This window comes from Paenibacillus sp. GXUN7292, from assembly GCF_050864975.1.
Classification (GTDB): domain Bacteria; phylum Bacillota; class Bacilli; order Paenibacillales; family Paenibacillaceae; genus Pristimantibacillus.
Window position 1 is genome coordinate 17345 of the sequence record NZ_JBOZWO010000011.1, and the last position, 15016, is coordinate 32360.

10 protein-coding genes are annotated in these 15016 nt (G+C 45.7%); all 10 read left to right on the forward strand.

Annotation, left to right across the window (positions count from 1 at the left end):
* Position 1 precedes the first annotated feature (1 nt).
* The 10 genes from ACRRU2_RS11365 (at position 2) to ACRRU2_RS11410 (ending at position 15014) form a co-directional block, all read left to right on the forward strand.
* Positions 2-1573, forward strand: coding sequence for a response regulator transcription factor (locus ACRRU2_RS11365; protein WP_432501641.1), 1572 nt, complete (start codon positions 2-4; stop codon positions 1571-1573).
* A 700-nt stretch (positions 1574-2273) separates the two neighbouring features.
* Positions 2274-3590 (forward strand): histidinol dehydrogenase, encoded by a 1317-nt coding sequence (gene hisD / locus ACRRU2_RS11370; RefSeq protein ID WP_432501643.1) that lies wholly within the window; start codon positions 2274-2276, stop codon positions 3588-3590.
* 191 nt (positions 3591-3781) lie between these two features.
* Positions 3782-5830: a LuxR C-terminal-related transcriptional regulator gene (locus ACRRU2_RS11375; RefSeq protein WP_432501645.1), complete on the forward strand. Its 2049-nt coding sequence runs from the start codon at positions 3782-3784 to the stop codon at positions 5828-5830.
* Positions 5831-5900: 70 nt separating this feature from the next.
* Positions 5901-6656: a hypothetical protein gene (locus ACRRU2_RS11380; protein ID WP_432501647.1), complete on the forward strand. Its 756-nt coding sequence runs from the start codon at positions 5901-5903 to the stop codon at positions 6654-6656.
* A 6-nt stretch (positions 6657-6662) separates the two neighbouring features.
* On the forward strand, positions 6663-8390 hold the full coding sequence (locus tag ACRRU2_RS11385) for an S-layer homology domain-containing protein (protein ID WP_432501649.1): 1728 nt from the start codon (positions 6663-6665) through the stop codon (positions 8388-8390).
* A gap of 209 nt (positions 8391-8599) precedes the next feature.
* Positions 8600-10033 (forward strand): extracellular solute-binding protein, encoded by a 1434-nt coding sequence (locus tag ACRRU2_RS11390; protein ID WP_432501651.1) that lies wholly within the window; start codon positions 8600-8602, stop codon positions 10031-10033.
* 311 nt (positions 10034-10344) lie between these two features.
* On the forward strand, positions 10345-12012 hold the full coding sequence (locus ACRRU2_RS11395) for an extracellular solute-binding protein (protein ID WP_432501653.1): 1668 nt from the start codon (positions 10345-10347) through the stop codon (positions 12010-12012).
* Between the two features lie 72 nt (positions 12013-12084).
* Positions 12085-13050, forward strand: a complete 966-nt coding sequence (locus ACRRU2_RS11400; RefSeq protein WP_432501655.1) for an ABC transporter permease — start codon at positions 12085-12087, stop codon at positions 13048-13050.
* Positions 13051-13062: 12 nt separating this feature from the next.
* Positions 13063-13944: a carbohydrate ABC transporter permease gene (locus ACRRU2_RS11405; protein ID WP_331700612.1), complete on the forward strand. Its 882-nt coding sequence runs from the start codon at positions 13063-13065 to the stop codon at positions 13942-13944.
* 38 nt (positions 13945-13982) lie between these two features.
* Complete coding sequence (locus ACRRU2_RS11410) at positions 13983-15014, forward strand: zinc-dependent alcohol dehydrogenase (protein WP_432501837.1); 1032 nt, start codon at positions 13983-13985, stop codon at positions 15012-15014.
* Positions 15015-15016: the final 2 nt, after the last annotated feature.

A 15016-nucleotide genomic window follows, 5' to 3' on the forward strand; every position in this document is an offset into this window, starting at 1 on the left:
TATGATCAGTATTCTGATTGTGGACGATCAAAAGCACATACGTGATGGCCTTCAGGCGATGCTGCACCAGTTTCCCCTGAAGCTAGACAGCATTTACAGCGCAGTAAACGGGATTGAAGCGCTGGATATATTACACCAGCAAAGCATCCAGCTAGTTATTACCGATATCAAAATGCCGGATATGGATGGATTGGAGCTAATGGCTCGCACCAAAGAAGAAGGAATCACGGTAGACTTTTTAATAATTAGCGGTTATAGCGATTTTGCCTATGCCCAAAAAGCGATTGGCCTTGGGGCAAAGGGCTATCTGCTCAAGCCGGTGAAGCGGGATGATCTGCAAACAGCGGTAGAGCATGTATGGCAGGAGGTACAAACACAGCAGGCGATCTCACGCAATATGGAGCATTTGTCCCGCCGCGTCAAGGAGACGGACCGCAAGGAATTGCGTATGTTTATGCAGGGCGCGGTAAGCGACAAGGCTTGGGTCTATCAGACCGAGCAGCAAAATCCAGCGCTATGGCGCAATTACCGCTTGTGCCTGCTGCGGGAGGAAGTATGGATAAATCAGCCGGGAGCCGGCAGCAGCTATAGCATAGAGTCTATTGCTTACCGTATATACGGCAAGCGCGGGTGTATATGCCTGCAGCATCGCCCTCACCTGATTCTCGCAGTCGATGCGTCCGTAGATGAGAATGCTTTGCCTGCCGCACTTAAGGCAGAGCAGATTCGCGCTGTCACTGCCATGACAGCTGCGCAGCAAGGATTAATAGGGCTGCCGGACAGTTATTCACAAGTGTTGGAGTTATATCGCCATAGCTACCTTTTTCCGGAAAAGCACTGTATTCTGCCCGTTCATATAGAAGGGCTAGAACAGCAGTGGCAGCTGCCCTATGAGGAGTTATATGATTTATTTCATTTAATCGGCACCAAAAACAGCGGTAAAATCGCCGAAGGAATTTCTAATCTGTTTCATAAGGATGTATTGAGGCGCTATCACATTCGCTACACGCAGCAGCTATGTCGTGCGACTGTGCAGATGTTGGAGGAATATGTACGTGTTATCCGTCCATACATGGGCGAAGAAGCGCTGGATATTGCATGCTTGCATAACCTTTTCGATCATCCGGGCATCCGTGATTATATTCAAGCCCTGCAGCAGCAGCTGCTGCGGCTGAACCAATTTTATTATGAATTTAAGTGCAGCTACCGGAACACGCAGGACTTGAACGAAGCGATCCGCTTTATACATGAAAATTACTATAAGCCGCTGGATCTCGCGATGGTGTCGAATCATGTGTCGCTGAATTACGCGTATTTTTCAAACCTGTTTAAGAAAAACGTTGGCAAAGGCTTTGCAGAATACTTGCGCGATGTGCGTATGGATAAAGCCCGGCGGCTGCTCGCCGAAACCGAGCATAAAATCGTCGAAGTAGCTGCCATGGTGGGGTACGAAAGCTATAAAAGCTTTACCCGCGCGTTTCGTGATGCGATGGGCATGCAGCCGACAGAATATCGGCAGACAATGCGGCGGAAGTTTGAAGGCGAGGGGAAAGCTCAGGACAAAGCGCTGTGAAGTAGGGGATGTCACATGTGTCCGAAATATCATATAAAATGGTCAGGCGCTGAGTGAAAATGGCTGAATGTATATGAAAAACCATACACAATCAGCAGGAATGACCTAAAAAACACAAATGTATATGAAAAACCATACACAATCAGCAGAAATGACCTAAAAAACACAAATGTATATGAAAAACCATACACAATGAGCAGGAATGACCCGAAAAACACAAATGTATATGAAAAACCATACAGAGTAGTAAGAGGTTGCCTAAAAACAGCCAAATGCATTCGAAATTCCGCATCAAGGAAGACACTATTAACGATTTGCACTTTTGTTTGTTGCCTTGTCCATTTGGCTGCCCAAGTGTTATTGTCCACTCCAGGTACCCCATGTACTATTGGTCTAGTTATTAGTTAAGTAACAACCTGCAGTAATAAATATAAGAGGCGTTGGAAGACCTTTACAGATGGTGATGCACTGATTATAATAAGTCCAAAGTGGTGTAGGGGGATATATAAATGAATTTTATAATATTTAAGTCTTTAAAATCCTATAGCCATCATCATAGTTAAGCGTTTGTATTACGGATTTTTTCCGTAGGTGCAAACGCTTATTGGCGTTGTACCTGCGGACTTGAATGATAAGAGTCATGTGGGTATTTTTTAATCCCGCGTGGCTCTTTTTGTTTTTATAAAAGGAGGAAGAAAAGATGGGAAATCAAAATGTTATTTTTAAAATTCCAGAACAAAATGAGCAGCTTATGGAACGTTTTAAAACACATAAAACGCTATTCAACAGAGAAATCCTTCATGGGGTCCTGTCGATTTTTGATGAAGTGGCAGATCAGGGCGATGCAGGAATCAGAAGTTTAACAAAGAAATTTGATGCGGTCGATTTGGAAGAGTTGATTTTATCTAAAGATTATGTCGAGGATTGCGTATCATCATTAACGCCAGCTTTGCGTTCGGCAATAGAACAAGCAATAAAAAATGTACAGGAAGCTAATCTGGCTATGTTGCCAAAATCGTGGGAGAGGCAAATCAGGCCTGGGACAGTTATCGGTGAAAATGTAGTTCCGCTAGATTCGGTTGGCATATGGATACCTGCCAGAAAAGGTCCATTAATTTCAACTGCGATTATGCTCGTAGCGGCAGCCAAAACAGCTGGAGTTAGCAAAATCGTAGTAGGGATGCCGCCATTGCATAACGGTTTGGGAGATCAAGGAACAGTAGCGGCGGCAAAGCTTGCGGGGGCAGATCAATTTGTGGTTGGCAACGGTGTGGCTATAATTGCAGGATTTGCTCAAGGGACAGCTTCGATTCCTGAAGTTGATGGAATCTATGGCCCTGGGCCAGGCGGTATTGCAGCGGCGATGAGCGTAGCCATGACATATGGGAAGAAGAGTGTGCTAGGAATAGGCCCGACAGAAAGTGTGATTTTTGCGGACGAAACGGCAAATCCGTTAACAATTGCCTATGATTTAATGAATGAAGGGGAGCATGGTCCGGATTCATCCTCTATTCTAGTAACAACTTCTGCAAGCTTTGCTCAAAAAGTAGAAGCTCTGCTTTGGCAATTTATAGAGGAGACGGAAGAAAAACGCAGACAATATTTGCAGCATGTTTTTGGCATGAACGGGAAGGGGGCAATCGTTGTTGCTTCTGATATTGGTGCAGCTTGTGATTTTATTAATTGGTTTGCATCAGAACATTTAATGATTGTTTGTGATGATGAAATCGAGAGGCAAGTATTAGCCCGAATCAAACATGCAGGTGAAATTCTTATAGGAGACGATACGCCTTTTTCAGCGGCTAATTACGGGATTGGCATTACTGCAGTATTGCCGACAAACCATTTTGCCAGAGCTTTTTCTGGAGTGACATCCAAGGATATGGTGAAGTACTCAACGATTGGAAGACTGAGCAAGGAGGCGTTACTGGAAATATACCCGGTTATTAAAGAGATAGGGAGTTACGAGCAATTGCCATGCCACGTCAAAGCTGCTGAGATTAGGCTGGGTGAGTAAGGCGGCGTGTCCCGTGGTACAGCTACTTATGTGTACGGTAGGCTGAACCGACTATCTCGTGTGAATGAACCAAGCGGTCGAGTGACCAGTTGCAATAGGAGAGCATAGTAAAGGATTTTTTCCAGGGGACACGAATATGATAATTGACAAAGATTTAAATGGATTCGGTAAGGTGAGGTGGGCAGAGCGTTATGTCAGGCGAAAATCCAAAAAGCAGATTCGCTAGCGAGATCGAGCGTTTGAAGCAGCAATTTCTTGTTGGCCGAGATCGGGAAATCCGTTTTTTTCAGGAGCGATTAGCCTCAAACTCCTTGGATTGCAGCATTATCAATCTATACGGTACTGGCGGAGTAGGCAAAAGTTATTTGCTGGACGAATTTCGCCGGCTAACGGAGAAGGCGGCAGCGCGGTTTATATATATGGATTGCCGTCTCTTTACAGGCAGCCCTTACGAGTTCTGCAAGCAGCTCCTGCATTTGCTGGATTATACTTCAGCTCAGGCCGACACCATTGATTTTGATATTGCTGCCTTGACGGCGTTATGCCTGCGTGAAATCCATACCTTTGCTGAACAAGGAAAGCTAGTATTAGCGCTTGATACCTTTGAGGAAATTGGAGAATTAGAGCTGTGGCTGAGGGAGCATTTTCTATTGCAATTAAGCTCGGGCATCCAGATCGTCATTGCTGGCAGGCTTCCTCTGCAAGGGCTGTGGCTATCATCGCCAGCATGGCGGTATTTGTTGTTTCGCATGCCTCTTTCCGATCTTGATTATGAAGCAGTCCAATTATACTTATCCCGTTCAGGCATCAAGGATGAAGAGAATATTCAATACATATGGACAAGGACGAAAGGACATCCTTTAACGTTGTCGCTGCTTGTATCCACATCACTTGTTCAATCGCTGAGTCCGCAATCAGATTCGGGACAGGATAGCATCTTCAACTATGTCGCGCGCGTCTGGCTCAAGGAAGTGACGAATCTTGAAAATCGGGATTTGATCGAAGCTGCGGCTGTGCTGCGCCATTTTAACCAGGAGCTGCTCAGCTTTGTAGTGGACAGAGAGGTGCCCGCTGAACAGTTCCAGAAATTGATCGGCCATTCATTTATTCGCAAAACGGAGTACGGTTGGATCCTGCACGATATGCTAAGGGATGCCATCGGTTATGAGCTGCGCCTGAGGGCGCCGGAAAATTATGACCGCTTATGGAAACGGTGTGCGAGACTCTATTATGGGCATATGACGAATGCCACGCTGGGGAAATCGGCGGAATGGGCAAGAGCGGATTGGGTTTATTATATCGGAGACCGTTTGATCCGAACGCTGTTTTATCAGCATGATACATTTTACCAGTTGGAGCCTCTCCATTCTTCGAACTGGATGGAAACGGAGCAATATGTTAAAAACCGTTACACAAACGCGCGCGATGTGAAAATTATACAGAAGGATCTGGAGTCTGGAGAGCGTTATGAATATAGTATAACAGCAGCAGAAGGCCTTTTCGGGTTTAAGCATTTTCAGCTGCAGCAGCGGTATGATATCGATTCAAGAAGCGTTAAGCTAATTCGGAATATGCAGGGCGAGCTATGCGGCCTGGCTTCCATGATACCGATTCATACACATACATTGGGTTTTCTACAGAGCAATCCGCCATTTTCTGATTATTTTTCCGGCTTGTCTGGCGCAGAAATAAATAAGCTAAAGTCTTCTAATGATGCGGTCTCCGGTTATTTTATCGAGTTGATCGATGTATATGATTATTCTAACCCGGCAATGCGGCATGCCGCGGGATTAACATTTATCCACTGTATGCTCTCTGCCGGTTTAATTGTTACCACAGCGCCGGCTATCCCATTTTTTCACACTATTTTCCGCAGCTTCGGCTTTGAACGTGTCAAAGATTCCGTACATTTTGCTTATGACAGCCAGATCCCTACCCCATACTTTGTACTGGACACAAGAGGGAAGAAGCTGAAAGAATACTTGGGCAGGATGACCGCACCAATCGGCATCGAGCAAAAATCTGAAAAAAATGACGGAGTGTTGACTGAGCTGCTATCGATTAGAGAGAGGGAAGTGTTCAGGCAGCTGATTGAAGGGCGAACCAATATGGAGATCGCGGTATCGTTATGCCTAAGCGAGGCTACGGTTAAAAAGCATGTCTCTAATATTTTTAGAAAGATGCAGGTCACTAGCCGCGTCCAATTGATTAACCGCTACTTTAATACAACTTTCGGATAATATCCGCTGCAGCTTCACAGTGTTATCCTTAACGTATTCAAGCAAAATATGAATACGGGGGGTATCATACTTGAAAACTGCTTTTTGGAAGAAGAAGCCGGTTATTGTTTTATTGTTTATTGCAGCTTTATGCTTTAGCTCACTAGGTTCTGCTTATGCAGCGGCAAATATGGAGCCGATCAAAGCGTTTTTTAATCATAAAATCTCCTTTGTGCTGAATGGGGAATTGTGGAGTCCTAAAGATGATGCAGGCAAAGCACTGACACCGATCCATTATGAAGGGCGAAACTACTTGCCTGTGCGCGCTGTAGCGGAGGCTTTAAAGGTTCCAATCGAATTCGATTCCGCAACGCAAAAAATATATATAGGCAGCCTTCCGGGAGGTAAAACGCCGATCTTAGCGGTCCCGTTTGAAATTGATCAAATTTATGTCAAATCAAGCAGAAGCGCCAAGGATACACTTATTCATAATGAACAATACGCGGAAGTGCTGAAAATCGACCAATATGGCGACATCGAATTTACGGTCGACCGTAAATATAAATGGCTTGTGCTCGATACCGCCATCGTTAACTCCGGAGAGCATGAGGTAGAATTTTCGCTTTACAATGCGGGAAAGAGCGCTGGTAATGCTGCGGAGACTGTTTTGGAGACTCATTCCATAAATCCTGAGGACCAAACTAAACGGCTTGTCTTTAATGTGGAAGGCTTGGAAAAAATAAAAATCCATGTGCAGAGCCCTAATTTGAACCCGTATATTTACGCGAGAATAATGGATACCTCTTATTTTGACAATGAAAAACCTGCTCCTGGGGCAGGTGATTAATTCAGTATGAAGCTATTGCGCAAATACGTTTTTTCTCTAATTGCAATTTTACTGATGGTATACGCTGCTTGGCCTTCAGCAGGGGTATCCGCTGCTCGTATTTTTCAATTTGAAATTTTGGCCAATAACTATCTAATCGCTGGGAAACCATATCGCGCCGTATATGAAAGCGATAGGGCATTCTACACACGTTCCGTTATATATTTTTCTTATTCTGTAGATAATGGCAGGACATGGAGCTCGCTTCCGCCCTATTTCACTTCATTGGATCAATTGTTTGTGGAAGGCTCTCTAGAATTCCGAGTGCCAATTGATCCAGAGCTGACATCGGCTATGTTCCGGGTCGGAGTGAAATTTATACCGCTTGTGGGTTCCGATAGCTATTCAGAAAGCATTGCAGGTCCTTTCAAAATATTACAGCCGGCACCACCTTCGAATGTGAAGTCGACGGCAAATGAAGATGGCACGGTAACGCTGGCTTGGGATGACAATTCCAATATGGAACAGGCTTATCGGATTACGCGCTACGGTCCCGATGGTACGAAAACATTTTTGGTCAGTGATTCGACGGATCATGTCGGTCCGCTCGTATATACCGATAAAAGCACGAACAAGGCCAAGGATACGATTTACGTCTATTCGCTATCGATGGATTTTCAGGAGGAGCATCAGCTTCCGGCGGAGCTCGATCCTGGTTCAGTCAACGTATCCGTCAAGACGAAAGCGCCGATTCAGGATTGGAGTAAATATATCGATATCCATATAGATCCAAAGCTGATTTCGACACCGGAGCTCAAACCTTTTACACCGAAACCGACGGACGTAATCATTACTAATCAGATTGACTACACGATCGCAAGCTCTCTTTGGGAGAAGTTGAACAAAGACGGCCAAACGCTGCCGGCTTATCCTGTCAGCGGAGTTCAGTTAGGCTCAAAAGCTGTATCGCTTCAGCCCGAAGCAAGCATAGCGCTCATCGCGTCCGTGCAGCCTGAAGAGGCAACAAATAAAAAGCTGGTTTGGAGCAGTGACAATCCCGCAATCGTCAGTGTCAATTCAGCAGGACAGTTAACCGGCGTTTCCGCAGGAACGGCGAATGTTAGAGTGAAAACCGAGGAAGGCGGCTTTAGCGACATATGTGTTGTAACTGTAGCTGATCCAGCTGATAATGAGCAATCGAATAAGCAGACGATTACAGATCTTGACGGGCATCCCGCCAGCAGGGAAATTGCTGAGGCGGTTGGGCTGGGAATTGTGAATGGGTATCCGGACAGCACTTTCCGGCCTGAAGCCAGCGTAACGAGAGCCGAATTTGCGGCTATGCTGATGCGGGGGTTGAAACCGCAGGTCGAAGGAGCGGCTCTGACCTTCAAGGATAAGGCGGTAATAGGCGATTGGGCGATCGCTCCTGTTGCTCAGTCTGTACAGCTTGGCATCATTAATGGATACGGAGACAACACTTTTCGGCCAAATGCCAAAATTACGCGGGCAGAAATGATCACTATGGTCATGCGCGCGTCGGGGGTTGATACAAACAAAGCGCCGCAGCTAACTGGATTTACCGATGACAAGGCTATTCCGGCCTGGGCTAAGCCGTCCGTATCGAAGGCGCAGGAAACAGGCATCATTATCGTTGGCGGCATAAACGCCGCATTTGAGCCGCAGGTGCTTGCTAACCGCGCAGAAGCTGCGTCGGCAATTGTAAGGATGCTGAAGCTGAAAAACACAAACTAGCATACTATATTCAGAATACCGGCAACGAAGACTTGAATGCCAGCCCCAAATTAATGAAGGCATTGCGGAGAGATAAATGGCTGGTAGTCAAATATTCTGGTTTTTCCACAACGTGATCAAGTGTTAACGCTGGTTGACAACTCACATTGATTCATCCAAAATGGTGATAGAAATTAATGTTCAGCTTAAACCTTTGAGGAGAATTATACATGAGCGGTAAATTAGAACGAATGACATTTCAGGAACGGCTTGATCAATTTGTTGGTACAATTCGTACGGAAATTGTCGGCGGTATGCGTAAGGCGGGTACTTATTTGCCATCAGAGAGCGCTCTCTCCAAACAATTTCAATTAAGCAACAAGTCAGTCCGCAAAGGGCTGGAACAGCTTGTGGCAGAAGGGTTGATTGTTAAGATCGACCGGGTTGGCAGTATGGTGACTGAAGCCTCGCATCAAATGATTACCCTTCATTTCGGCTACAACACGACTCTGACTGAAGATTTTCTGCTGAACGAATTGCTTGCTGAGTTTCAACGTCTTCATCCATATATTTATGTACGTCTTATTCCGCTGCAAAACTTTGAGCATGTCCAAACGGCCAGAGAGATGATTTCAGGTGGCTTGCTCGACGTCATTTCCTTTAACAGCGCACAGTTTCAAGATATGGTTGAAAGCGGTATTGTTCCGCTGCTCGAGCCTTTAAAGGAGGATGAAGGGCTATATCCCATCGCTGCTGAAGCATTTCAATACGAAGAGCAGTTGTATGCCCGGCCGATTTCTTTCTCGCCGGTTGTGCTTTGCTATAACAAAGAACATTTTGCAGAGGCGGGAGTGCCGGAGCCGGACAGCTATTGGACGTGGGATGATCTTATTGCGGCAGCTGCGCGAATCTCCGAAGTGCGGGGCAAGCATTCGATTTATTTCGTGCCGGCTTCGGAAAACCGCTACCCGGTATTTTTACTTCAGGGCGGTATGGAAACGGTCATGGATGAGAACGGACGGAGTCGAATCAGTGATAAACTGGCCGAAAGCTTACGATTTTATAGCGAGCTCGTAAACAATCATGAGATATTTCCGAAATACTTCGCTGGCAGGGACGATGACGAGACGATTCAGTTGTTTGCCCAGGAGCGGGTTTCGATCATCATGACAACGTATTTTAATATGAATGCCTTCAAGCATTCGCCGCTATCCTATGATATTTGTCCGATACCGGGAATACGCCGCGGTGATCCTCAAAAATCGCTGCTTATCACGATTGGAGCCGCCGTCATTCACAATTCCCGGGAGAAGGAAGCGGCTCGTACATTTGTAGATTTTCTCGCATCGGAAGATGCGCAGCGCATCATTAGGGAGAAAACCGTGAGCATACCAGCGAGGGGACCTTCGGCGCAATTGCCGTCGGATACGGAATTGAATCGCCCTTCGCGGAATTTGATGTATCGGGAGCTGCTTCCGTCTTTCAAGTATCATAAAGAGCTTGGATTAACGATTCGTTCGCTGAATTCATTCAGTAAAAGCTTGAAGGCGTATTGGTCGGGAATGATTGATGAAGCGATGCTGCAAGAAAGGCTTGAGCATCTTTTGACTGGAAAAACTGATGTACCTGTTAGAAGTGACAGCGGGGCGCATATCATCAACTGATGTACCACTGATTAATAATTTATCAAAATAATCCCTTGGTTCCTTTTAAAACAATTGGAGCTGAGGGATTTTTTATGGAAACAATACAAAAAAGAGTGAGAATAAGCTATTTTAATTGTTGACAACGCTTACATTAGCTGACTATAATAAAAACCATCAGACATACATCTGATTTACGTAACATAAAATTAAATTAAAAAGTAAATTAGAAGGGAATCAAAAAGGGGGCGTCTGCCAGTATCGGAACGATTAAAGAGGTAGTTACGAAGGTGATAGGGGATATCATTACTTTAATAATGGAGGTAAGACTATTGAAAAAAGTAAATAAGTTTGGCGTTGTTCTTATTGTTCTTACACTTATGGCCTCACTAGCACTATCTGCCTGTTCCAAAAATACATCAGAGAAAACACCTGAGTCTGGTGGTAACAGTTCCAAGCCTGCAGCTGAAGCAACAGACAGCCCAAAATCTGAAAAAAGGGATGCGGGCAACGGGCTGATGATGCCGATCGCAGACAAAGTAATCAACCTTTCTCTTTGGGCGCCAAGTGGCGGTAACTTTAAGGGAAAAGATTTCAATGATAAATTTTCATTTCAGAAAATGGAAGAAAACACTGGTGTCCATATCAATTTCCAACATGCGACCGAAGCCAGTGAGGAGGCATTCAGTTTGCTGATGTCTTCCGGCAAGCTGCCAGATATGATTTATACATCCATGTGGGATAAGGAAGCGTCCAAATACGGTTCAAAAGGAGCTCTTCTCCCGCTTGAAAAGCTGATTGAAGAGAAGGCACCTAATATTAAAAAGATCTTAGAGGAAAACCCGGATATTAGAGGGCTAATCACTTCGCCGGATGGCCATATTTATTACTTGCCGAACCTGATGCTGGATTCCAGATATTTAACGCAAATGTTCCCGCAAATTCGCCAAGACTGGCTGGAAAAGGTTGGCTTGCCTATGCCGGAGACTACTGACGACTGGTATAACGTTTTGAAAGCGTTTAGGGAAAAGGACCCGAACAACAATGGGAAGGCAGATGAAATTCCTCTCGTTACGGTTAACCTGAACAATATCATGTTCCTGTTCGCGCCAGCATTCGGCGTTGACTACGAATTCTTTGTTGAGAACGGTATGGTAAAATACGGCCCATACGATCCAAGATTCAAGGATGTAGTTGAATATTTGAACAAATTGTATAACGAAAAATTGCTCGATCCGAACTACCTGGTCGATACTACTTTTAAAACATTGACGGAGAAAGTGACGACTGACGTGGCTGGCGCCTGGTTCGGGTGGGCCGGTTCTTATATGGGTAACTTTACTCAATTGATGGAGGGCAAGCATCCGACGTTCTCCATCGCACCGGTGCTGCCGCCTAAAGGACCGAACGGTGATCAACGTCATGTGTCGTTCCGCTGGCCGGCGGGACCACAAGGTATAGCTGTATCATCGCAAACGAAAAATGCAGACGAAATTATCCAATGGCTTGATTATCAGTATTCCGAAGAAGGTATAACGTTGAACAATTTTGGTGTAGAAGGCAAATCATATGACATCGTGGACGGGCAGCCGAAATTTAAGAGGGAAGTTACACATCCGGAGAACGGTGTGTCCAATACAGAAGAGCTTCTCAACCATACAGTGGGCGGAGGCAGCTGGGCAACGGTTGAAGATCCGCGCTATTCACAGCAAATACGTGAGGCGAGCGGGCAGATGGACAATCCGGCAGAATTATTCGGTCCATACAATAATTTCGACTATAAAATGCCGCCTCTTCAGTTGCTGCCAGAGGAGAATGATATCGTCGTTCCGATTATGGCGGACGTCACTACTTACGTAACTGAAACGATCAATGCGTTCATTATGGGGAAAAAGCCGATTTCAGACTACGACAAATTCATTGAGCAGCTGAAAAACATGAAGTTCGACTTGGTGCTTGAGCAGTATCAAAAAGCTTACGACCGTTTCAAAGGAAAATAATTACGACGGCCGCGGCAGATATTCCCCGAACCCTTTTGGTTCGGGGAGGTCTTCCCGAAAGGAGATTATTTAATGAGGACGCCTGCAAATACAGCTCGATCTCAACAGGTGAAGGCGGCGAACAGAAAGTCGTCCAGTGCGCTGAAGCGGATTATGGCGAACAAATATTTATATATGATGCTGGCTCCCGTAATCGCATACTTCCTCCTGTTCGAATACAAGCCGATGTACGGAGCTATTATCGCCTTCAAAAACTTCAATCCCTACCAGGGCATATGGGATAGTCCTTGGGTGGGGTTTAAACATTTTAATCACTTTTTCGATAGCTATTATTTTTGGAGACTGCTCAAGAACACTGTATTAATCAGTGTGTATTCCTTGCTCATCATTTTTCCGGCATCGATCATCTTTGCTTTGATGCTGAATGAAGTGCGAAGCAAATGGTATAAAACGATCGCGCAAACGATGTCGTACTTACCGCATTTTATATCCCTTATCGTGATCTGCGGCATGATTATTGATTTTACAAGCCCGAATGGCATAATTAACCGTTTGATTATGGGGCTTGGGCTTGTGCAAGAGCCGGTCAACTTTCTTATCTTGCCGGAATGGTTTCGCTCCCTCTATATCGGCTCCGGCTTATGGCAGAGCATTGGTTGGAACTCCATTATTTATCTGGCTGCTTTGGCAGGCATTAGCCCGAGTCTTTATGAAGCGGCTGTTGTCGATGGGGCAGGGCGTTGGAGGCAGCTGTGGAATATAACGATACCGAGCATTTTACCGACGATTCTCATCCTGCTTATTCTGAATATCGGATCGTTGATGAGCGTAGGCTGGGACAAAATCATTTTGCTCTACAATTCTGCCACATACGAAACAGCTGACGTTATCTCCACCTTCGTATACCGGCGAGGAATTATGGAAGCGGATTACAGCTTCTCCGCGGCCGTGGGCCTTTTCAATTCGGCGATCAACTTTACACTTCTTATTATCGCCAACCGAATCAGCAGAAAAACGACAGAAAGCAGCTTATGGTAAGGGGTGAATCAAGTGGTCGCCAAACCGACTATCGGGGAGAGAATATTCGACGTCTTTAATATATTGTTTCTTGCTTGTTGTTCTTTTGTTTTCTTGTATCCGGTATGGTATGTCATCGTATCATCCTTCAGTGATGCACATGCCATTGCCGCAGGCAAGGTAACATTTATTCCGATCGATTTCAATTTAAGGGCATATCAGCTCGTTTTTTCTGACAGTATGATACTGGACGCCTATGGCAATACCTTGTTTTATGTTGTTGCCGGCACATTAATTAATTTGATTTTGACGACATTGGGTGCTTATCCGCTATCCAGACCCAATTTGCAAGGAAAACGATTCATTATGGCATTCATCGTCTTTACTATGTTTTTTAGCGGTGGACTGATTCCGGGCTACCTGAACATTCGCGATCTTGGTCTGTACGATACGGTCTGGGCGCTGCTGCTCCCTGGCGCGGTGAGTGCATTCAACCTGATTGTAATGCGCACATTTTTCCAGAACACGATACCGGAAAGTCTGGTTGAGTCAGGCAAGATTGATGGAGCCCATGATTTCCGCATCTTGTGGTCGCTTGTGCTGCCGCTATCTATGCCCGTTATTGCTGTTATGACGCTGTTTTATGCTGTATCTCACTGGAACAGCTGGTTTACGGCAATGATTTATTTGCAAGATCGGACCTTGTATCCGCTGCAATTGATTTTGAGAGAAATATTGATTCAATCCACTGCGCAGAATTTAACATCATCAGTTGCTCAAGATGAGCTCAGCCGGGTAAGTGAGGCGATCAAATACGCTACTATTGTCGTGGCTACTGTTCCGATTCTGATCGTATATCCGTTTCTGCAAAAATATTTTGTCAAAGGCGTTATGATTGGTGCAGTCAAAGAATAAAGGTCAGCGAGAATAAACTGTAGGAAGTGATAGTGAAAATGAAAGCAGTCGTCACTTTAGATGGACAAATTCAAATTGCTGATGTCCCGGCGCCGCGGCTTGATGACCATTCTATTTTGGTACAAACGGAGTATTCTGCTATTAGTCCAGGTACTGAGCTTATGATGCAGGGCATCAACCGTACCTCGCCCGTTATTCTCGGTTACAGTGCAGCGGGTATCGTCCAGCAGATCGGGAAAGAGGTTAGTCATATCAAGGTCGGCCAGCGTGTTGCTTGTTATGGGGCGCCGTATGTGAAGCATGCGGAATCACTGGCCGTTCCCAGAAACTTGGCGGTTCCTGTACCTGATTGCGTATCTGCGGCTGAAGCTTCGACGGTTGGTCTTGGGGCGATTGCTGTTCATGCGCTGCGTCAGGCAGGATTGCAGTTTGGTGAAAGTGTTGTTATTGCTGGCCTCGGTATACTGGGACAAATGATTGCTCAAATTGCCGCAGCAGCCAGCTATCAAGTAACTGCCTTCGATATTATGGAGGAGCGGTGTGCGGCAGCGGAACAGCTTGGCATAGTAGGCGTCTGCCGTTCAGCCGAGGAGGTGGGCGAGAGAATTGCGAAGGAAACGAATCGGCTTGGTGCAGATTGCGTAATCCTGTGTGCCGGAGGCAAGCAGAGCAATCTGGTCGATCAGGCGCTGCATTGGATTCGGGATCGCGGCAAAGTCGTCATCGTAGGCGATTTGAAGATGGATTTCTCGCGGGATTTAATGTTCGCCAAGGAGGCGGAGCTGCTTATTTCAAGAGCTGGGGGTCCCGGGCGGTATGATTTTACTTATGAAAGAGGCGGAATCGATTATCCTATCGGTTATGTGCGCTGGACGGAAGGGAAGAATATGGCTGAATACATGCGTCTCATTGCTGGGGGGCATATCAGGATCAAGCCGCTTATTTCGAAAATTTGGCCATTTCGCCAAGCGGAGCATGCTTATGCCTATTACCGTGCGAATCTGAAAGATACACTTGGCATCGTACTGGACTATGGCATTCCTGCCAGTTTGGAAAAGGGGCTGGGTTAATT

Coding starts and splice junctions, on each gene's coding strand:
- ACRRU2_RS11365 (WP_432501641.1), top strand. CDS start 2: ATGATCAGTATTCTGATTGTGGACGATCAAAAGCACATACGTGATGGC.
- hisD (WP_432501643.1), top strand. CDS start 2,274: ATGGGAAATCAAAATGTTATTTTTAAAATTCCAGAACAAAATGAGCAG.
- ACRRU2_RS11375 (WP_432501645.1), top strand. CDS start 3,782: ATGTCAGGCGAAAATCCAAAAAGCAGATTCGCTAGCGAGATCGAGCGT.
- ACRRU2_RS11385 (WP_432501649.1), top strand. CDS start 6,663: ATGAAGCTATTGCGCAAATACGTTTTTTCTCTAATTGCAATTTTACTG.
- ACRRU2_RS11390 (WP_432501651.1), top strand. CDS start 8,600: ATGAGCGGTAAATTAGAACGAATGACATTTCAGGAACGGCTTGATCAA.
- ACRRU2_RS11400 (WP_432501655.1), top strand. CDS start 12,085: ATGAGGACGCCTGCAAATACAGCTCGATCTCAACAGGTGAAGGCGGCG.
- ACRRU2_RS11410 (WP_432501837.1), top strand. CDS start 13,983: ATGAAAGCAGTCGTCACTTTAGATGGACAAATTCAAATTGCTGATGTC.